The sequence below is a fragment of the Streptomyces sp. CB01635 genome (assembly GCF_002803065.1).
Taxonomy (GTDB): domain Bacteria; phylum Actinomycetota; class Actinomycetes; order Streptomycetales; family Streptomycetaceae; genus Streptomyces.
Window position 1 is genome coordinate 107,737 of the sequence record NZ_NNBL01000010.1, and the last position, 18,093, is coordinate 125,829.

20 protein-coding genes and 1 tRNA gene are annotated in these 18,093 nt (G+C 69.9%); 4 read left to right on the forward strand and 17 right to left on the reverse strand.

Annotated features, from left to right (window positions below):
- Nucleotides 1–46 precede the first annotated feature (46 nt).
- From cysS to CG723_RS24815, 3 genes are all read left to right on the forward strand, one after another.
- The gene (gene cysS, locus CG723_RS24805) at nt 47–1,447 is read left to right on the forward strand and encodes a cysteine--tRNA ligase (protein ID WP_100595668.1); all 1,401 of its coding nucleotides are present in this window, start codon (nt 47–49) and stop codon (nt 1,445–1,447) included.
- Between the two features lie 85 nt (nt 1,448–1,532).
- Nucleotides 1,533–2,477, forward strand: coding sequence for a 23S rRNA (guanosine(2251)-2'-O)-methyltransferase RlmB (gene rlmB, locus CG723_RS24810; RefSeq protein ID WP_100595669.1), 945 nt, complete (start codon nt 1,533–1,535; stop codon nt 2,475–2,477).
- 91 nt (nt 2,478–2,568) lie between these two features.
- Entirely contained in the window at nt 2,569–4,227 is a 1,659-nt protein-coding gene (locus CG723_RS24815) for a DoxX family membrane protein (protein WP_100595670.1), read from the forward strand.
- A gap of 108 nt (nt 4,228–4,335) precedes the next feature.
- On the opposite strand, the gene CG723_RS24820 is transcribed toward CG723_RS24815, so the two are convergent.
- The 3 genes from CG723_RS24820 to CG723_RS24830 form a co-directional block, all read right to left on the reverse strand.
- Nucleotides 4,336–5,082: a nucleotidyltransferase family protein gene (locus CG723_RS24820; protein WP_100595671.1), complete on the reverse strand. Its 747-nt coding sequence runs from the start codon at nt 5,080–5,082 to the stop codon at nt 4,336–4,338.
- A 44-nt stretch (nt 5,083–5,126) separates the two neighbouring features.
- Complete coding sequence (locus CG723_RS24825) at nt 5,127–5,582, reverse strand: hypothetical protein (RefSeq protein WP_100595672.1); 456 nt, start codon at nt 5,580–5,582, stop codon at nt 5,127–5,129.
- A gap of 223 nt (nt 5,583–5,805) precedes the next feature.
- A complete protein-coding gene (locus CG723_RS24830) occupies nt 5,806–6,945 on the reverse strand; it encodes an ABC transporter ATP-binding protein (protein WP_100595673.1) in 1,140 nt (379 codons plus the stop codon).
- A 219-nt stretch (nt 6,946–7,164) separates the two neighbouring features.
- Here CG723_RS24830 and CG723_RS24835 point away from each other — a divergent pair.
- A tRNA-Thr gene (locus CG723_RS24835) sits at nt 7,165–7,239 on the forward strand.
- Between the two features lie 46 nt (nt 7,240–7,285).
- On the opposite strand, the gene CG723_RS24840 is transcribed toward CG723_RS24835, so the two are convergent.
- From CG723_RS24840 to CG723_RS24900, 14 genes are all read right to left on the reverse strand, one after another.
- Nucleotides 7,286–8,683 carry a tyrosine-type recombinase/integrase gene (locus CG723_RS24840; RefSeq protein WP_100595674.1) on the reverse strand — a complete coding sequence of 466 codons (1,398 nt, stop codon included), beginning with the start codon at nt 8,681–8,683 and terminating at the stop codon, nt 7,286–7,288.
- A gap of 64 nt (nt 8,684–8,747) precedes the next feature.
- Nucleotides 8,748–8,951, reverse strand: coding sequence for a helix-turn-helix domain-containing protein (locus CG723_RS24845; protein ID WP_100595675.1), 204 nt, complete (start codon nt 8,949–8,951; stop codon nt 8,748–8,750).
- Between the two features lie 456 nt (nt 8,952–9,407).
- On the reverse strand, nt 9,408–10,883 hold the full coding sequence (locus CG723_RS24850; protein WP_100595676.1) for an ATP-binding protein: 1,476 nt from the start codon (nt 10,881–10,883) through the stop codon (nt 9,408–9,410).
- The gene (locus CG723_RS24855) at nt 10,876–11,718 is read right to left on the reverse strand and encodes a bifunctional DNA primase/polymerase (protein ID WP_100595677.1); all 843 of its coding nucleotides are present in this window, start codon (nt 11,716–11,718) and stop codon (nt 10,876–10,878) included. Before CG723_RS24855 ends, CG723_RS24850 begins: the two co-directional genes overlap by 8 nt.
- Nucleotides 11,715–12,455 carry a DNA methylase gene (locus CG723_RS24860; RefSeq protein WP_100595678.1) on the reverse strand — a complete coding sequence of 247 codons (741 nt, stop codon included), beginning with the start codon at nt 12,453–12,455 and terminating at the stop codon, nt 11,715–11,717. The genes CG723_RS24855 and CG723_RS24860 overlap by 4 nt, the downstream gene beginning before the upstream one ends.
- 88 nt (nt 12,456–12,543) lie before the next feature.
- Entirely contained in the window at nt 12,544–12,804 is a 261-nt protein-coding gene (locus CG723_RS24865) for a hypothetical protein (RefSeq protein ID WP_100595679.1), read from the reverse strand.
- A 12-nt stretch (nt 12,805–12,816) separates the two neighbouring features.
- Nucleotides 12,817–12,990: a hypothetical protein gene (locus CG723_RS47015; protein WP_199841885.1), complete on the reverse strand. Its 174-nt coding sequence runs from the start codon at nt 12,988–12,990 to the stop codon at nt 12,817–12,819.
- Nucleotides 12,991–12,996: 6 nt separating this feature from the next.
- Nucleotides 12,997–13,449, reverse strand: a complete 453-nt coding sequence (locus CG723_RS24870; protein ID WP_100595680.1) for a hypothetical protein — start codon at nt 13,447–13,449, stop codon at nt 12,997–12,999.
- A 204-nt stretch (nt 13,450–13,653) separates the two neighbouring features.
- Entirely contained in the window at nt 13,654–15,771 is a 2,118-nt protein-coding gene (locus CG723_RS24875; RefSeq protein ID WP_100595681.1) for an FtsK/SpoIIIE domain-containing protein, read from the reverse strand.
- A 78-nt stretch (nt 15,772–15,849) separates the two neighbouring features.
- Nucleotides 15,850–16,005 carry a pRL2-8 gene (locus CG723_RS47820; protein ID WP_100595786.1) on the reverse strand — a complete coding sequence of 52 codons (156 nt, stop codon included), beginning with the start codon at nt 16,003–16,005 and terminating at the stop codon, nt 15,850–15,852.
- Nucleotides 16,006–16,007: 2 nt separating this feature from the next.
- Nucleotides 16,008–16,325, reverse strand: coding sequence for a hypothetical protein (locus tag CG723_RS24885; protein ID WP_100595682.1), 318 nt, complete (start codon nt 16,323–16,325; stop codon nt 16,008–16,010).
- 1 nt (nt 16,326) lies between these two features.
- A complete protein-coding gene (locus CG723_RS24890) occupies nt 16,327–16,722 on the reverse strand; it encodes an RRQRL motif-containing zinc-binding protein (RefSeq protein WP_100595683.1) in 396 nt (131 codons plus the stop codon).
- Complete coding sequence (locus CG723_RS24895) at nt 16,722–17,612, reverse strand: DUF2637 domain-containing protein (RefSeq protein WP_100595684.1); 891 nt, start codon at nt 17,610–17,612, stop codon at nt 16,722–16,724. The genes CG723_RS24890 and CG723_RS24895 overlap by 1 nt, the downstream gene beginning before the upstream one ends.
- Nucleotides 17,609–17,878, reverse strand: a complete 270-nt coding sequence (locus tag CG723_RS24900; protein WP_100595685.1) for a DUF6284 family protein — start codon at nt 17,876–17,878, stop codon at nt 17,609–17,611. The genes CG723_RS24895 and CG723_RS24900 overlap by 4 nt, the downstream gene beginning before the upstream one ends.
- Nucleotides 17,879–18,093 lie beyond the last annotated feature (215 nt).

Here is an 18,093-nt window from a genome sequence, read left to right on the forward strand (position 1 = left end):
CCGAAGGGGTCGCGGGGCACTGCCTTGGGCCCACTACCCTGGAGGAGTGACTATTCGCCTGCACGACACCAGCGCCCGGAAGATCCGTGACTTCGTCCCGCTGACACCGGGTTGTGTCTCGATCTACCTCTGTGGTGCGACCGTGCAGGCCGCTCCGCACATCGGGCACATCCGGTCCGGCCTCAACTTCGACATCATGCGCCGCTGGTTCACGTACCGCGGCTACGAAGTGACGTTCGTGCGGAACGTCACCGACATCGACGACAAGATCATCAAGAAGGCCGCCGAACAGGGCAGGCCCTGGTGGTCGATCGGGTACGAGAACGAGCGCGCGTTCAACGACGGCTACACCGCCCTCGGCTGCCTGCCGCCCACCTACGAGCCGCGCGCCACCGGTCATGTCACCGAGATGGTCGAGATGATGCGCGGCCTCATCGAGCGCGGGCACGCCTACGAGGCGGACGGGAACGTCTACTTCGACGTGCGCTCCTTCCCCGGCTACCTGGAGCTGTCGAACCAGGACCTCGACGAACTGCGCCAGCCCTCCGGCGACGGCGAGACCGGCAAGCGCGACCCGCGCGACTTCGCCATGTGGAAGGCCGTCAAGCCCGGGGAGCCCAGCTGGGAGACCCCGTGGGGCCGCGGCCGGCCCGGCTGGCACCTGGAGTGCTCGGCGATGGCCCACAAGTACCTGGGCTCCGCCTTCGACATCCACGGCGGCGGCATCGACCTGATCTTCCCGCACCACGAGAACGAGATCGCCCAGGCCAAGGCCTTCGGCGACGAGTTCGCCAAGTACTGGGTGCACAACTCGTGGGTCACCATGAGCGGCGAGAAGATGTCGAAGTCCCTGGGCAACTCGGTCCTCGTGTCCGAGATGGTCAAGGACTGGCGCCCGATCGTGCTGCGCTACTACCTCGGCACCCCGCACTACCGCTCGACCATCGAGTACAGCGAGGAGGCCCTGCGCGACGCCGAGTCCGCGTTCGCGCGGATCGAGGGCTTCGTGCAGCGCGTCACCGAGCTGGCCGGGGGCGTCGTCGCCCCCGCCGACGAGGTGCCGCCCGCCTTCGCCGAGGCCATGGACGACGACCTGGGCGTGCCGCAGGCGCTCGCGATCATCCACACCACCGTCCGCCAGGGCAACAGCGCCCTCGCCGCCGACGACAAGGAAGCCGCCGTCGCCCGCCTCGCCGAGGTCCGCGCGATGCTCGGCGTCCTCGGCCTGGACCCGCTCGACCCGCACTGGGCCGGCGAGACCGAGCGCGGCGAGGACCTGCACGGGGCCGTCGACACCCTCGTACGGCTCGTCCTGGAGCAGCGCGAGTCCGCCCGTGCCCGCAAGGACTGGTCCACCGCCGACGCCATCCGCGACCAGCTCGGCCAGTCCGGGCTCGTCATCGAGGACAGCCCGACCGGGCCGCGCTGGACGCTCGGCCCGCGCTGACGACCTGCGCGAATGTGCCGCTCGGGCCTCCGGGCGGCACACTTCATATACGTACGCACATACGCACCACACAGACAGGTAGATCATGGCCGCGAACAACCGCCGCATGTCCGGCAAGAAGGGCGCGCAGGTCGGCAGTGGCGGCCAGCGACGCCGGGGACTCGAAGGCAAGGGTCCGACGCCGCCCGCCGAGGCGCGCAAGGGACACAAGAAGAACCGCATCGCGGGCGCCAAGGCCAAGCAGGCCACCCGCCGCCCCGCGACGCTGAAGAGCCGTGGCGGCAAGGGCACGTCCGAGATGGTCGTCGGACGCAACTCCGTCGTCGAGGCGCTGCGCGAGGGCGTGCCCGCCTCGATGCTCTACGTCCAGCAGTTCATCGACAACGACGAGCGGGTGCGCGAGGCGCTCCAGCTCGCCGGTGAGCGCGGCGGCATCCACCTGATGGAGGCCCCCCGCCCCGAGCTGGACCGCATGACGAACGGCCTCAACCACCAGGGCCTCGTCCTCCAGGTCCCGCCGTACGAGTACGCGCACCCGGAGGACCTCGCCGCCGCCGCGTACGACCAGGGCCAGGACCCGCTGATCGTCGCCCTGGACGGCGTCACCGACCCGCGCAACCTGGGCGCCGTCGTGCGTTCCGTCTCCGCGTTCGGCGGCCACGGCGTCGTCGTGCCCGAGCGGCGCGCGGCCGGCATGACCGCCGGTGCCTGGAAGACGTCCGCGGGCGCCGCGGCCCGTACGCCCGTCGCCCGCGCCACGAACCTGACGCGTGCCCTCGAGGGCTACAAGAAGGCGGGCATCGCCATCGTCGGCCTCGCGGCCGACGGCGAGCACACCGTCGGTGACCTCGAAGCCCTCGGCGGGCCCGTCGTCATCGTGGTCGGCAGCGAGGGCAAGGGCCTGTCCCGCCTCGTCGGCGAGACCTGTGACTACCGCGTACGGATCCCGATGCCGGGCGGCACCGAATCCCTCAACGCCGGTGTCGCGGCAGGCGTCGTCCTGTACGAGGCGTCCCGCCGCCGTTCCTGACGAGGTGTCCGGGCCGCGATCTTGACGCGGTCCGGACATTTGCACGCGGTCAAGGCAGTGTCCTAAACACACATCACTCGGTTAGATGAGTGTGGACACCAGAACACCCCGCACACCTACGGGGGACCGCTCGCCCGGATTCGGCCCCGGATTCGATTCCGGATTCGACGACGGTCCCGCGCTGAGCATGGTGAAGGTGCCGTGCGATCCCGCGCAGGTCGTCGTCAATCACGCGAGTTTCCGCGTGCAGCTCCCCCGGGCGCAGCAGACGCAGTCTCCCCGTATCGCCCGGCACCTGGGCTCGCTGGACCAGACCGCTCGCATCCCCGTCGTCGGCGCGGCCGCCGCGCGCCGCCGCGCCCCCGTCGTCTGGAGCGGCCGGTCCGCGCCCGGCGACCCCGGCGCGACCGGTCTCCTCCAGGCGGCCCGCAGAGCAGGCGAGGGCACGCTTCCCCAGCACGGCTACGGGGGAGGGGAGGGCGGCGCCACCCAGGTCATCCCGCGCATCGACCTCGACAGCGACCTCAGGGACGACGCCACCGGCGAACTGCCCACGGTCACCGCACAGGGCACCCGCCTCCTCCCGCAGATGCGTCAGTCCGGCAGCGCCTTCGAAGAGCCGCCGCCGTACGAGGAACCCTCGTACGACGAAGGCGGGTTCGGCGACGACGAATACGGCGACGGGGACGATCGGAACGCCTCCCGGCGGCACGGTGCCGACCCGGTGCGGCACGCGTACTACCCCGGCCGCCGGATGAACCTCGGCGTCGTCCTCCTCCCGCTGCGCGTCTTCCTCGGCTTCATCTCCATGTACGCCGGCATGGGCAAGCTCTGCGACCCCGTCTACTTCGACGGCGGCGACCGCGGCTCCATGGTCAAGTGGCTCAACTCGCTGCACCCGTGGGCCCTCGCCGAACCCCTGCGCGACTTCGCACTCCAGCACCCCGTCGGCGCCGGACTGTGCATCGCCTTCCTCCAGGTCGTCGTCGGCGTGCTCACCGTGCTCGGCCTCTGGCAGCGCGTCGCGGCCGTCTTCGGCGTACTGCTCTCGGCCGCACTCATCGTCACGGTCAGCTGGAAGACGGTGCCCGCCTACGACGCGCCCGACATCATCTACCTGGCCGCCTGGTCCCCGCTGATCATCGCGGGGGCGCCCGTCTACTCCATCGACGGACGCCTCGCGGGCGGCGCCTGGCGCCGGCTCGGCCCGCGCGCCGAACTGTGGGATCTGCGGCGGTACGTGCTGCGCCGCGGCACCGTCGTGACGACCGTGGTCGTCGGCCTGACCCTGCTCATCGGCTCGCTGCTCGGCGGCGCCGTGCGCGACGCGGGCCGCGTCACCGCCCCGGGACCCGGCGAGGCCCCGCGCAACGAACTGCCCGGCTCCCCGCTCCCGTCGGAGCCCGGCCGCAAGCAGCACCGCTCGCAGAGCCCGTCGGCGTCCAACACGCCTACGCAGGGCGCCACTTCGGCGAAGCCGTCCGGCGCGGCGAGCTCGCCGGGATCCGCCCCGGCCACGGGTACCGCCAGCGGCGCGGGCCAGCCCAGCCAGACGCAGGGCACCGGCCAGGCGCCCCCGCAGTCGGCCCCGCCGGCCCAGCAGCAGCCCCCGGCGTCCAGCAGCGGTCCCGCCTCCAGCGGCGGCACGGGCACGGGCGGAGGCACCGGTACCGGTGGCGGCACCGGCGGCTCGGGTGGTTCCGGCGGGGACAAGCCGGGGGGGCTCCTCGGCGGAGTACTCGGCGGCTGACCACACCCCGTAGAAACCTGAAGGGGCCCGCACACGCTGTGTGTGCGGGCCCCTTCCCGTATCGGGACATCGGGACATCGGGAGCCCGGGAGACCGGGAACGGCGGGCTCAACGCCCCAGTGCGGCCAGCTCCTTGGCGGCCTCGGTGAGGTCCTTCGCCGTGTCGATGGCCCTCCAGTACGCGCCCTGCGGGATGGGGAAGCCGGCCAGGCGCTTCGCGCGGGCCAGGCGCGGGAACGTGGTGCGCTCGTGGTCACCGCGGTCCGGGAGCCGGTCCGTGAAGTCGGGGGAGAAGACGTAGACACCCGCGTTGATCAGATACGGGGACGGCGGGGCCTCGATGAAGTCCGTGATGTGGCCGAACGCGTCGGTCTCCACGGCGCCCCACGGGATGCGGGGGCGGGCCAGGGCGAGGGTGGCGGTGGCGTCGCGCTCGGCGTGGAAGTCCGCCATCTCGCGCAGCGAGAACCGGGTCCAGATGTCGCCGTTCGTCGCGTACCAGGGGCGGTCGGGGTGCGGCAGGTGCGCGGCGGCGTACTTGAGGCCGCCGCCACGGCCGAGGGGTTCCTTCTCGACCACCGTGGTGACACGCAGCGGGAGTTCGGCGCCGTCGAGCCACTCCTGGAGCACCTCGGCGAGATGCCCGCAGGAGACGACCGCGTCCGTCACGCCCTCTTCGGCGAGCCAGGAAAGCTGATGGCCGATGATCGGGGTCCCGGTTCCGGGGATCTCGACCATCGGCTTGGGCCGGTCGTCGGTGTAGGGCCGCAGGCGCGAGCCCTGGCCGCCGGCCAGGACGACGGCCTGTGTGGGGTGGTGCTGGCTGTGCGGGTCCTGGGCCTGGGCGCTCGTCATGCCCGCACTGTACGTCGGCCCCTTCCCGGCCGGCCGTGAGGGCGTCAGCCGCGCGCTGCCGTGGCGACGCCCGTCGCGAACGCGGTGTCGCAGACGGGGCGGGCGAAGGACTGGGCGCGGGAGGGACCGTAGGCCTGCACGGCGGCGCGGCCCAAGGCGCGGGCGATGGAGACGCAGTGCTTGGCGAGGGACGGCCGCTCGTGCATCTCCTGCTGGAGGTGGGTGAGGGCGATACCGGGGTCCTTGTCCTGGAGTTCGAGCAGCAGCTTGTCGCGCAGGACGTCCTGGGGGGCACGCGACTTGGCGCGCGCCGAGACGTTCTGCGAGGAAGCGGTGAGGATCGAGTCCGGTGAACTGCCGGACCAGTTCACTCGGGTGACCGCGAGTGTGCCGGAGAGCACCAGCATCACCGGCAGGACGAGAGCGAGGGTGCGGCCGATGCGGCGGGCGGGGCCCCGGCCTCGGCGCGGCTTCTGGGTGTAGTTGGCGGAGTGCGTCACGCGAGTGAGCGTAGCGGTCGGTGATGATTTGGCGACATTTAGTCACTCGGTCGAGGGATGGGTAATCCGGTTTTGATTCCCGCGTGTTGACGTACGGGGGCGAAATGGCCGGTGTGCCGGGGTATTTGTCGACAACATGGCCTGTGTTTGGGGTGGGGAGCGGCCGGGAGCGCAGGGAGCCCCGCACCGAAGTGCGGGGCTCCACAGCGGAACAGGCGGGGTGTCAGTCGGTGAGGCGCTCACCGGTCGACGAGGAGAAGACGTGGGTCTCGCCCGGACGCGGCACGACGTGGAGCTGGGTGCCCTTTTCGGGGACCTGGCGGCCGTTGACCCGGACGACGAGGTCCTTGGCCTCGCCACCGACCTGCGCGGTGCCGTAGACGTAGCCGTCGGCGCCGAGTTCCTCGACGACGTTCACCGAGACGGCGAGGCCGGCGGGGGCGTCCTCGGTGTCCTTGGAGAGGGACTTCGCGGCCTCGCCGCCGCCCGCCTCGACGATGTCGAAGTGCTCCGGGCGGACGCCGACCGTGACGGTGCGGTCACCGGCGTCGGAGGCGGCCTTCAGCGCCTCGCGGTTCACCGGCACGACCGAGTTGCCGAACTTCACGCCGCCGTCGGTGATCGGGACCTCGACCAGGTTCATGGCGGGGGAGCCGATGAAGCCGGCGACGAAGAGGTTGGCCGGGCGGTCGTACATGTTGCGCGGGGTGTCGACCTGCTGCAGCAGACCGTCCTTGAGGACCGCCACACGGTCACCCATCGTCATGGCCTCGACCTGGTCGTGGGTGACGTAGACGGTGGTGATGCCGAGGCGGCGCTGCAGCGAAGCGATCTGCGTACGCGTGGACACACGGAGCTTGGCGTCGAGGTTCGACAGCGGCTCGTCCATGAGGAACACCTGCGGCTCACGCACGATGGCGCGACCCATGGCCACACGCTGGCGCTGACCGCCGGAGAGGGCCTTCGGCTTGCGGTCCAGGTACTCGGACAGGTCGAGGATCTTCGCGGCCTCTTCGACCTTCTGGCGGATCTCGGCCTTGTTCACGCCGGCGATCTTGAGAGCGAAGCCCATGTTGTCGGCGACCGACATGTGCGGGTAGAGCGCGTAGTTCTGGAACACCATGGCGATGTCCCGGTCCTTGGGCGGCAGGTGGGTCACGTCGCGGTCGCCGATGCGGATCGCTCCGCCGTTCACGTCCTCGAGACCCGCGAGCATGCGCAGGGAGGTCGACTTGCCGCAGCCGGACGGGCCGACGAGGACGAGGAACTCGCCGTCCTCGATCTCGATCTCCAGGCCGTCGACGGCCGGCTTGGTGGAGCCCGGGTAGATCCGGGTCGCCTTGTCGAACGAAACAGTAGCCATGGCTGTTAAGCCCCCTTCACCGGCAGGAACGTGCCGGACGATCCGAGTAAAGGTGGTGATCCACCGCAGCCGTTGCCGCAGTGGTGTAGTCCACACGGGTGAACTGTTTCTGGACGGTACCTGTCCGGTGTCGGGTCTGTCAGTAGCCGGAGCGAAGTGATCTTCGACGAAATATTCGACGGGGTGCCGCCCGTCGTTGGTTACACTGCTCGGGCTGCTGCCTCCTTAGCTCAGTCCGGCCAGAGCAACGCACTTGTAATGCGTAGGTCGTCGGTTCGAATCCGACAGGGGGCTCAACGTCAAGCCCAGCTCAGACACCGTCTGAGCTGGGCTTTTGTTTTTAGCGGATGCGGCGGCGGGCGCGGGAACGGGCCGCGCGACGGTCTCCAGTCTCAGTTCTAGTCTCAGTCGCGGGCTCAGGGGCCAGTTGCGGGGCAGGCAGGAAGGCGTCTCCCATGCGGCGCATCGCGTCCTTCGAGAGGTGTGACCTGCCTTTCACGTAGCGCCGTGTCTGGCTGATCTGGGTGTGCCGAAGGATCTCCATGATCGTGGGCATGTCCACTCCCAGCTCGTTCAGGATCGTGCCCGCCGTGTGGCGGCTTCCGTCGTAGAGGCGACGGTCACCGATGCCCGCCTCCGCCAGTAGCTCCTTGAACTCCTCCCAGTCGTCGCGGGGGTCGATGGGGCGTCCGTCGGGTCGAGTGAACACGGCCTGGTGCTCCTGCCAGAGTTCGCCGGCGGCCTCCCGCAGCTCGTCCTGCTGTGCCTTGTGCGCGATCAGATAGGGGATGAACGAGGGCGGGATCGGCACCGGGTTCGTGCTCTTCTTCGTCTTGGGGCGGGTGAAGGCCAGTCCTCCGCCCTTGCGGTCGGGGCAGATGCTCGCGTGCTTGACGCATGTCTTGGTGCACGGCTTCGGGCAGCCGCGCTTGTATCCCTTGTGGGTGGCGCAGTCCGGCGGGCAGGGCTCGAAGCGGTGCAGGCGCGCCCCGCAGGCGTGCGCGTCGCCGCAGCCGTGCCGCCACGTGAGCCGCTGGAGCTGCCACCGAGGGTGAAACAGCTCGGCCTGTAGGTCGACGTACGGCCACCGCAGTCCCAGGGTCTCGCCCTGCCGGAACCCCATGCCGACACCGACGATCCACCGCATGAACGTGGGCCGCTTGGCCGCCGCTTCCAGGAACGCCTTGGCCTCTTCCTGGGTGAACGGGTTCGTCTCGGTCTCGTCGATGCTGGGCGGGTCTACCAGGGTGGCGACGTTCTCGCCGATCATCCGGCGGCGGTGGGCAATCTTCAGGGCCCGCGACAGGATGCGGTGCACCTTGACCACATGGGACGGCGCGTGCCCGGCATCGAGCATCGCCCGGTACATCTGCTCAAGATGCTCGGGCGCGAGCTTGTCGATGCGGTGCTTCCCGACGCCAGGAATGATGTCGTTGCGAGTCTTGGACCAGTAGTCGTCCAGAGACCGCGGCTTGAGTTTCAGGCTCGCGATGTCGGTCAGGTAAGTCTCCATCCACTGTCCGACCGTGGGCTTACGGCCCGCCTTGGTCGCGCGCCCCTCGTCACGCAGTTTCTCCAGTTCGCGGACCTTGCGGCGTACCGCAGGCTCCGTGCGGGCCATGCGGTGCCGGCGGTCGGGGCTCCCGTCGGGCAGCACGCCCATGGTCACGCGGCCGTGCCACCAGCCGTCATCGCCGAAGTAGATGGTGGATTCCAGGTTCGACTTGCGGGGGCTCATGTAGTCCTCCATGCGAGAGGCGCCCCGGGCGGAGTGCTCGGGGCGCCTCTGATGCGGGCTCTGGTCAGTTGGGCAGCGTGACGAGGCTCTCTACGTACGCCTCGATGTCCGCACGTCGAATCCGGCGTGTGCGACCCAACTTGATGTACTTCAGGGAGCCTTCGGCCATCAGCTCATAGACGGTGGAGCGGCCGATAGCGAGGGCTTCGGCCGCCTCTTCGGGCTTGTACAGGAGTCGGTCGACGGGGGCGGCAATCGCGGTGCTCATCCGGGTGCCTCCAGGGCAGTTCGGCATTGCCAAGGGGAGTCGTGCGCGGGTCCTAGACCGGTGTGTGTCCGAAGCTCGGATTTCTGCGTCACCGCGTCACCTGCGTCATTTAGGGCTCTGACCTGTGGCTTTGGGTGACGCGACGGATTGGGCCTGCGTCACCGGTACGTCACCACCTGCGTTACCGGGTGACGCAGGTGACGCAGGATGACGCAAAGCCGGCCGCCTGCGTCACCGCTGTTGCCGCAGGTCAGGTGCCGTTTTTCGAGCCGGGTGACGCAGGTGACGCAGCGTCTTCCTACTTAGGACAAAGAAGGGGCTGCCTGTAGTGCTCGGGCGCGCCTTACAGAGCGATGAAGGAGCCGCTGCGCGGCGCGACCTTGGGGCGGCGTTCCGCCGAACAGCAAGAGGAGCACGTGCTCCTCTTGCTGTTCGCTTGAGCGTGCGGGTCGCGGTTCAGAACGCCCGCGATTGCTCGTGCGGGGCCGGGGGGAGCGTGCGGGTCATTTCGAGATAGCGGCCCGCTTTGGTGCGGCCCGAATCGATAAGGACGCCCCGGGCGGCCAGCGTTGGCTGGAGGCGCTTGAGGCGGTCAGAGAGGACTTTGCCGGTGGTCGGCCACCCCTTGGGCAGGGGACGGCACTCGTCGCCGCTGTAGAGGCGGCTGAGGCACGACAGCCACTCGGTGGACGTCATCTGCTGCGCGGCGCCCGGCTCTATGGTGTCGGCGTGCCTGAGGACGGTCTGCGCGAGGAGGTCACCCTCGATCACGTCGTCGTTCAGGTCGTCCAGACTCGCCCGGTAGGCGGCAAGCGCCCCGAGGCCGGTTGCCGCGTCGAACTGCGCGCATAGGTGCGCGAAGTCCGCCATCCGCAGGTCGGTGGGGGTCTCCGCTTCCACGGCACGGACCTTGACCGTGAGGTCCAGGAGCGAGCCGAGGACAACGGGGAGCACTTCCGCGTAGTCCGCCCACAGTTCGGCCTCTGTGCGCCGGACGCGGGGCCGCTCCAGGCGCAGCGGCAGGAGCCGTTCAGCAAGGTCGGGTCGGATGACACCGACGTCGATGCCGGTGAGGAGCAGGGGCCGGCGGTAGCCGACGCGGAACACGTCCCCGTCGGTGAACAGGGCCCGTTTGACGCTCTCGGCTCCGGTCACGATGCAGCACATCGCGTCGGACAGGTCCGGCGTCATGTGGGACAGGTTGTCCAGGGCGGTGATCCATCCGGCCGCCACTGCCGCGATCAGGTTCTCCTCATCTTTCGGCGCCCGCCGCAGGTCGCCGCTCATCCCCTCGATGATCCTCGTGAGCATCCGGCCCCCGGTGGACTTGCCCGCTCCCTGCGGACCTGTGAGGAACGGCGCGGGGACTGGCACGGACGGACCGAGGCAGCCGATCAGCCATGCAACGGCAAGGCACTCGGTCTCCGCGTTGGCGAAGTTGCACAACCGCATCAGAAGATCGATGCCCTTGCCGTCGGTGTCCTTGACCGGCAGGGGCAACTCCCCGGTGAGCTGCGTGCGCCTCCAGCACACCTCGCGCGGGTCGGGGGTGAGGACGTCCCAGCCCGAGGGGTGGATGCGGACGGACTGTCCGTCGTCGCGTCCCAGGTCCAGCCACGTTGCCCCGTCGAACCCGGGGGCCACGCGGATGTGGACCGGTTGGACGTCCTCGGTGAGCGCGAGCGCTTCGATCAAGTCCAACGCCTCCTTGAGGGCGGACCCGTTGAACGCGCCACGTCCATCCCTGTACAGCCCGACCATGAGTTCCTGGCGGTGGCTGCCGGTGGTGCCCTGTGAGCGAATCGGACGGGCCACGGGGTGGCCCTTCTTCTGCGCGTACACGGTCCCGTCGGCGGTGCGAAAGTACCGGAAGTGCTCTTGCGCGTAGGCCGCGATGACTTCGCGGGCGGGAGTCTTGTCGTCCTCAGCCATGGCTCAGTCCCAACGTGGTCAGGGCGTTGGTCCACGCGTCCGTGCAGTGCCGGGGCGACTCGCCCTTGGCCTGCGCGGCGGTGAACAGCCGGGCGGTGTGCGTCTCGGTGAGGCAGCCGCACCGACCGTGTGTGGACAGCACCGCGAGGAACGTCCGATACACGGTCGCGTGCACCGCCTCCCGGGCCTCGGTGATGCGCTGCTCAGCCATGGCAATGCCACGGTCCAGATAGGTGGGCGTGCGGTGCGGACATTCGCCGCCGCTGGCTGGCGCAAGCACCGTGACGGAGGCCGGACGGGCGGGGGTCGGCTCCTTGACGGTCAGGGCACGCACGACATCCGGCAGGGGAGCCATGGGGCCGGTGCCAGGGCCGAGCCAACGGGCGTAGGCCATGGTCGACTTGATGTCGACGCCGGGCCGTACGGCGTTGGCGCCCTGCATCGCACCCCGGTAGAGCCAGTGCTCGCCCCGAGTCGTGGGCACGATCCGAGTGGCGGGCAGGCACGCACGGGCCCACGTGATGGCTTCGGCGTTGTCGAGATCCACGACGGTGAGGCCGGCACCCCCGGGGTGATAGGCCACGCCCGCCGCCTCCCGCCACGCCCGCGCCCACGGCATCGAGTTGACGATGGGATGGACGGTGGTGGCGGCGGCCCATCCGTGGCACGGGTTCGGGCAGGTGCAGGAGCCGGGAGTCTTCATGTTCGGTCGGCCACCGCAGGCGTTCTTGGCGCAGGCCGGGCAGTTCCCGAACGGCACCTTCCCAGCCCGTAACGGCAGCACGGGCACGCCGTGGGCCGCGAGGCGGAGGGCTGTGTGCATGTGCTCGCTCATGCCGCGTCCTCCAGCCGAGGGGCGAGGGTGGTGAGGTAGGCGGCGCCGATCCACTCCGTGTAGGCGGGCGGGAGAGCCTCGCGGAGGCGCAGGTGATCAGTGGACCAGTCGATTCCCTTGGCCTTCCGGATCTCCTCCACGGTGGCCTTCCCGCCGCCCTTGCCGTACGCGGCGACGTAGGGGCCGTCACGCCATACGCCGTGGCGGTAGCCCCGGACGTAGCCGCGATGACGCGGGTGGACGGGCTGCGGGAACGTCCACCCGCCCAGTTCGAAGTACCGGTGCATGAGCACCGCGAGGCAGAACTGTTCCCCACAGAGGCGGATGTCCTTGCGAACGTCGGAGCCGGCCACGTTCTCCATCACGTACGGCCGCCCCGTTGCCTCCAACGCCGCCCGGGTCGGCACGATCAGCCGGGGATACGTGCGTCCGATGGCCGCGTTCCGCGCCGCGTTCGTGCCCTTGGTCGGGGCGCCCTCTCCCTGGCACGGCGGGGAGACGTGGATGAAGTCGAATTCGTGACCGTGGGCGCGGATGTAATCGATGGCGTCGCCCTGGTGGAAGGCGTCACCGCAGTAGTCCGGCTGGGCTTGGATGTCGACGCCGGTGATGTGGCAGTTCGGCCCGAAAGCGCGCCGGTAGCCGTTGGTGGCGCCGCCGATGCACGAGAACGCATCGAGCACGCGGAAGGGTTCGAGCCGGGAGTGCTCTCGCCTGATGTCGGTGGGTTGAGTCATGCTGGAGGTCTCCAGTTCCTTCGTGGGTACTGGCTGGCAAGGGCGGCCCCGTGACTTTGGCGAGACGTGGGGGCCGCCCTTGGCGTAGCTACTGCTTGCAGGCGGGGTAGCGCTCGCCGATGGAGCACTGGTCGTAGTCGTCGATGTAGACCTGGAAGTCCTTGCGGTCGCCGTTGGCGGTGCGCACGGTCAGGAAGTACGGGCGGTTCTTGCTCGCCGGTGGTGTCCGTTCGGCCCGGGCGACGACGACGCCGGCCGGGCCGTCGGGCAGGGAGCATCCGGCGAGCAGCGCCAGCGCGCTTACGGTCACGGCGACCGCTGCGGCGCGGGTGCGGGTTCGGTAGGTCACGTGAACTCCTTGTCAGCTGTGGAAGCGGGTGGAGCCTGGGTGTTGGTCGCACCAGTCCTCGGCGCACACCTTGTGGACCGGTTCGCGGTCGTGTGAGCGCATCGGGGTGGGCCTGCCGCACAGAGCGCAGGGCAGGTCTTGGGTGGCGTCGAAGTGGCGGGCGTCCCGCCAGTTCAGGAGCGCCATGACTGTTCAGCCGTGGAACTTGTTGCGCTTGAAGACTGCTTTGCGGATGTTGACGGTCGTGCCGGCGCGCGAGCCGCCGAGGACCTGCACGGCGATGAATCCGCCGAAGACGACGGCGGCCAGGATGATGAGTTGCTGGATCAAGGCGGCGAGGGCGGCGATGAACGTGGTGAGCAGGACCAGTCCGCCGCACACGGCACCGAACCCGATGCCCCCGAGGGCGATGTTCACGGCCGTTCGGGAGACGAGCGGCTTGGCCACGACGGGTTCGGGCTTGGCGGGCTCGATGGCGTAGCCGGTGACGACGCGCCCGTCGGGCAGGACGATGCTCGCCACGGCCGGGACGTTCCCCGGCTGCACGGGCACGAGCGGCGCCGCCTGTAGGGGCGTGATGGGGGTGGGCTGGTGGATGGTCACGGCCCGTTCGGCGGGCACGTGGCCGGGGGTCTCGGGGTACATCCGGAATCCCTTCGAGAGGCAGGGCAGGGAGGCGGAAGCACCCCCTGCCGGGGGCGCTGTGGAGGGGGTTTCAGGGGTGCTGACCTGCGGGCCTCCCTGACTCCCTGATGGATCATTCGTGCTGGTCAGCGCCAGGGAGGCGGGTCAGGGAGGGGTTCAGGGAGTTCTCCCTGCCTCCCTGGCCCGCGCGGGGCGCGGCTCCCTCTACTCAGAGGCGGAAGCGGAACCCTCGTTGCCCTGGTTGGTGAGGGCGCGGGCGACGCGGTCGCGGCCGACGACCATGCGTCCGTCGGACTTGTAGGGCTCGGCTCCGGTGCCGTCCAGGACGCGCTTGAGGTCGATGAACGACCACTTGCCGTAGGCGTCCTGGTTGAGAGCGGCGAGCCGCTTGAGGACGTCCTGGGTGAGCACCCGCGAGGCGTCCCCGAGCACGGAGAAGATGTCACGCAGCGGGTCACGCTCCTCGCCCCGCTCGATGACGTGCAGGGTGGTGACCCCATCCCGCATGGCCTTGGCGCGGTCGGTGATGGCCTCCGCTCCGTCGTCGTCGACGTAGTGCGTGCGGACCGTGATGGACGACTGGCCCTTGGGGATGTCGATGCCGGAAGAGGCGACCACGAGCGTGCCCTGATCCAGGCCCGGACGCAGCAGGTTCGGCGCGGCGCCGCCGTCAACCGCCTTGTCACCCAGGGCCATCCGCGCCTGCGACTCCGTGCCGAGCGCGAGCGAGGCCCGGGTGTGGGCTCCCTCCCGCACCAGCTTGGGAAGGTTCTGATCCGTCGGGTCCTGGGTGCCCTGCCACATCAAGACGTTGACTGCTCGCCCCTGGTTGTGAATCTTGCGGACGGCCATGAAGTACCGGGACGTGGCCTTGGAGCCGCCGTAGAAGCGGCCGTCCTCGTCCTTGAGCGGGCACATGAACGCGACCTGCGCCTCGTCGACCAGGACGATGAGCGCGGGGAACACGGTGCCGGGCGGGGCCATCAGACGGCGGTTCATCTCGTCCACGGCGCCCTCGACCATCTCGGTCACCTGGATGACGTGCTCATCCGTCGGCCCCTGGATCAGGGTGGTGGCCAGGCCGTCGAACATGGCCCAGTCGCCCACGCCCTTGAGGTCACCCATCAGGAACTGCACCGACTTGTCCAGCGCCAGCCACAGGGCCAGGGAGCGCAGCGCGACGGTCTTGCCCTGGTTGGACAGGCCGGTGATGAGCAGGTGCCGCTGGTAGAGGCTCAGCGCGGCGGCGTCGCCGCGCAGGTCCTGGCCCCAGGGGGCGCGGCCCTTGCTGTAGTCGGCGGTCATGGTGTCGTCGGTGACCAGCGGGGAGGGGCCGATCGGCTCGTCCAGCGCACCCGAGTCGGCCACCCACAGCCGCACGGTGCGGGCGGCCTGGGGGATGGTGATGAACACTTCGTGCTCGTGCCGGGTCAGGTTCTCTGCGAGCTTCCTGCGCCGGTTCTGCACCTCGATCGTCGACACCCCGGAGGGCAGGGTGACGTCGACTTCCACGCCGCATCCGGCGATCCGGATCGGACCGAGCATGCCCGCCCCGGCGTCGCCCATCTCCTTGATGGCGTTGCGCAGCGCCGGAACGCCCAGGTCACGTAGGGCCTTGACCACGATCGACGGCGTGATCGGCTCGCCCTCGTCCGAGCGGATGTTGTCCGGCAGGGCCCATGCCGGGGCGGCCTGCTGCTTGCTGCCGACCGCCCACAGCGCGAGCAGCGCGAGGAACGGGCCGATCGTGAGGGCGGGGCCCCAGACGACCTGCACGATCCGGATCAGCAGGCCGATGAACTCTATGACGGCCGCGAGTGGGGTGATGACGTCACCGATGTCGTGGTTGTTGATGGCCATCACGACCCCGAGCGTGACCAGCACGCCGACGCTCATGCCGGCGCCGACCGCGACGCCCTTGGCGGCGTCGACCGGGGAGTGCAGCAGGTCCATGCGGCGGCGGTGCCGTGCCTCGCGGAAGCGCTGGAGACGGTCTTCCCACTCCTCCGCGACCTCGAAGTTTCCGGCCGCCTCAGCGGCCCGCAGCATCCGTTCGTAGCGGGCACCGGTCTTGCCGTCCCACGCGCGGCGGGCCACGATCCGGCCCCCGTTGACGGTGTAGAGGCCGTGGCGGGCCACCGCACGGGCGGTCGTCCTGGTCGTCTCGTGAGTGACGGCCGTACGAATGGCGCGGCCGGAGCGGACCCACAGCGGCACGGGCTTGGCCGGCGCCGCATCGGGCACCACGGTCAGGGCGGTCACCGTCGCCGCCTCGGTGGTCGGTTCGGTGTCCTTGTGCAGGTGAACGACGTTCTCGGACATGCGGGGACTACTCCTGACTGCCCAGATCAGGGCGGGAGTTGAGGAAAGGGGACGCCGGGGCGTGCGGGTGCTGCCAGCTCACTTCTTGGGCGCGACGGACGGGCAACCGTTGACCATGTGGTCAACGCACTGCGGGCAGTCCTGCCGGGGGCGCAGGTGCCGGTGTGCGCGCCGGTCGTGGGCGTGCTGCCAGCACTGCGGGCACTCGCCTCGAGGCGTTTCCTTGCCGGTCATGGTCACCACCACCCCGACGACTTCTTGGCGGCCTTGGCCTTGGCGTCCTCACTCACGACCCGCTGACGCTCGCTCGTGAGCGCGGCGATCTCCGCGATGAGCCGCATCTCGGCCGCGCTCCACGCGCTCTCCACCTTCCGTTCCGCGCGGTCAGTGCTCTTGTGCCGCACGACCCTGTAAGAGCCGCCGGCGATACCGGCGACGACGGCACGGCGCTCGCGGCCGTCCAGCGGCCACATCTCGCGGTTCTGCACGGCTTCGAGCTTCCGGTTCACCTGCCGTATGGCGCGGTCCAGGCGGCGGGTATCGGGCTTACCCATGTCAGGCACTCCTCTGGAAGTCGGAAGGGTCGGAGTAGGCGCAGGTCACGCACATGCCGAGCGAGGTCGGCAGGCAGTAGCTGTAGGTGATCCGGCAGACGGGGCAGGTGCGGCGGGCGAGCATCGCCATCGCGAGCGCGCCCCACTTGCGCGAGGTCATCGGCCGCACCGGACGGGCACGGTCGACGCGGTAGAGGTAGGCCACCGCGGCGCCGGTCTTGCGGCGCCGCGAAGTGCGCATGAGCTGGGCCGCTATCGGCTGACCGCCCGGCCGTAAGCCCTGCGCCCGAAGCTGCCGGCGGGTGGCCAGCCCCTCGGGGGCGAACTTCCACGGATAGGTGGGGATCCCGTAGCGGGCCCCTGACGGGTCGTAGCAGCGTGCGTACGCGGTGCCCATCACGCGGCCTTGAGGTCGCGCTCGGCGCGCAGCGTGTCGCGCAGGGTCCGGGCGTTCTTCGGCGAGGTGTGCAGCGCAAGCCGGATGCCCTCGCCGGTCAGCTTGGCGTCCGGCCAGTCGGCCGTCACGGTGCGGGCCTCATCGAGCAGCTCGGTCGCGGTCCGCTTGGGGCGGGCCGATCGGGCAACGTCCGGCACGCGGCCGGTCGCGCGGCGCGATCGGGTCGACTCGGCAGCGATCGGGCGCCGAGTCGGGACCGGCGCAGGGGTCGGCTCGATGGCGGGGACAGGCTTGAAGGCCAGAGTCGACTTCAGGAACCCGACCTCGACCGCCGGGGGCAGAACGACCGGGTTCCCGGGCACCGGCTCGGGGGTCGATTCCACGAGGTCAGCCGTAGACCGATTCCTCTCGGTCTCGGTGGATTCCTCCGCATCCGTGCCTGCGGTGGGAATCGGATCCGGTCGGTGGTGCAGCACCTTCGCGACCAGATCGGATCCGAAGTAGATCGACCCGACCGGCAGCGACGTGGCGAGCAGGACCAGCGCCCAGTTCGCCGGGTCCCAGTCGGCCAGACGACCCCACTCGACCGTTCGGCCGTGCAGCTCCGGAACCAGACCGTGCACGTAGTTCAGGACCAGCGATGCGACCGTGTAGGCACCGAGTACACGCAGTGCGAACTTCCGGTCCTTGCCGGCCAGGACCAACGTGGCGATCAAGGCCAGCGCCATCAGGCCATCGACCACGAACGGGTAGAGCATCGCGGCCGTACTGTCCGCGCCGACCGCGTTGGCGATGTCCCGCAATGCGTTCCACGAGACGCGAAACGCCATGGCGACGACGGCGACCAGGGCCAGGACGAGGGCGGCCCGCCCCTTGCGGTGGAGATTCATGCCGCACCGTCCGCCGATGTCGCGTCGGCGGTCCGGTTGGCGAAGTCACGGCGTTCGGCCAGGACCTTGCGGCGTGCGCGGCGGATGCGCCGCTGGTCCATCTCGTTCGGGGCGTGGTCCAGAGCGATGATCTGCGCGTCAAGCAGCGCGAGTTCCGCAGTGATGACGGGCATCTCGTGCTCGATGGCGTCCAGCTCTGCAGCCGTCGGCTCACGATCGGAGTCGTGCGCGGTAACGACCGCCTGAAGTGCAGCGATGATGTTCATGAGTCGTGTTCTCCCTAGCAGGCAATACGGCTCGAAAGCGGCCCCGGAGTTACAGCTCCGGGGCCGCACGCCGTTGAAGTCGGGTGATCCGGCGCCCCTCAGTGCCGCTCGTACGAGACGAGCGGCGGAGGCAACCGGCCGCCGCACACGTGCGGCGGCGACGTTGAGGAGCGCGCGGACCTGAGCCGCGCCGGCCGCCTTTGCGTAGGAGGCGG

Bases quoted from the DNA above. Each gene is read 5' to 3' on its own strand.
- CG723_RS24870 (WP_100595680.1), bottom strand. From the start codon at position 13,449: ATGTACCCCGAGACCCCCGGCCACGTGCCCGCCGAACGGGCCGTGACC.
- CG723_RS47820 (WP_100595786.1), bottom strand. From the start codon at position 16,005: ATGACCGGCAAGGAAACGCCTCGAGGCGAGTGCCCGCAGTGCTGGCAG.
- CG723_RS24895 (WP_100595684.1), bottom strand. From the start codon at position 17,612: ATGAATCTCCACCGCAAGGGGCGGGCCGCCCTCGTCCTGGCCCTGGTC.
- CG723_RS24875 (WP_100595681.1), bottom strand. From the start codon at position 15,771: ATGTCCGAGAACGTCGTTCACCTGCACAAGGACACCGAACCGACCACC.
- CG723_RS24900 (WP_100595685.1), bottom strand. From the start codon at position 17,878: ATGAACATCATCGCTGCACTTCAGGCGGTCGTTACCGCGCACGACTCC.
- CG723_RS24850 (WP_100595676.1), bottom strand. From the start codon at position 10,883: ATGGCTGAGGACGACAAGACTCCCGCCCGCGAAGTCATCGCGGCCTAC.
- CG723_RS24860 (WP_100595678.1), bottom strand. From the start codon at position 12,455: ATGACTCAACCCACCGACATCAGGCGAGAGCACTCCCGGCTCGAACCC.
- rlmB (WP_100595669.1), top strand. From the start codon at position 1,533: ATGGCCGCGAACAACCGCCGCATGTCCGGCAAGAAGGGCGCGCAGGTC.
- CG723_RS24820 (WP_100595671.1), bottom strand. From the start codon at position 5,082: ATGACGAGCGCCCAGGCCCAGGACCCGCACAGCCAGCACCACCCCACA.
- CG723_RS24890 (WP_100595683.1), bottom strand. From the start codon at position 16,722: ATGGGCACCGCGTACGCACGCTGCTACGACCCGTCAGGGGCCCGCTAC.
- CG723_RS24885 (WP_100595682.1), bottom strand. From the start codon at position 16,325: ATGGGTAAGCCCGATACCCGCCGCCTGGACCGCGCCATACGGCAGGTG.
- CG723_RS24845 (WP_100595675.1), bottom strand. From the start codon at position 8,951: ATGAGCACCGCGATTGCCGCCCCCGTCGACCGACTCCTGTACAAGCCC.
- CG723_RS47015 (WP_199841885.1), bottom strand. From the start codon at position 12,990: ATGGCGCTCCTGAACTGGCGGGACGCCCGCCACTTCGACGCCACCCAA.
- CG723_RS24840 (WP_100595674.1), bottom strand. From the start codon at position 8,683: ATGAGCCCCCGCAAGTCGAACCTGGAATCCACCATCTACTTCGGCGAT.
- CG723_RS24830 (WP_100595673.1), bottom strand. From the start codon at position 6,945: ATGGCTACTGTTTCGTTCGACAAGGCGACCCGGATCTACCCGGGCTCC.
- CG723_RS24855 (WP_100595677.1), bottom strand. From the start codon at position 11,718: ATGAGCGAGCACATGCACACAGCCCTCCGCCTCGCGGCCCACGGCGTG.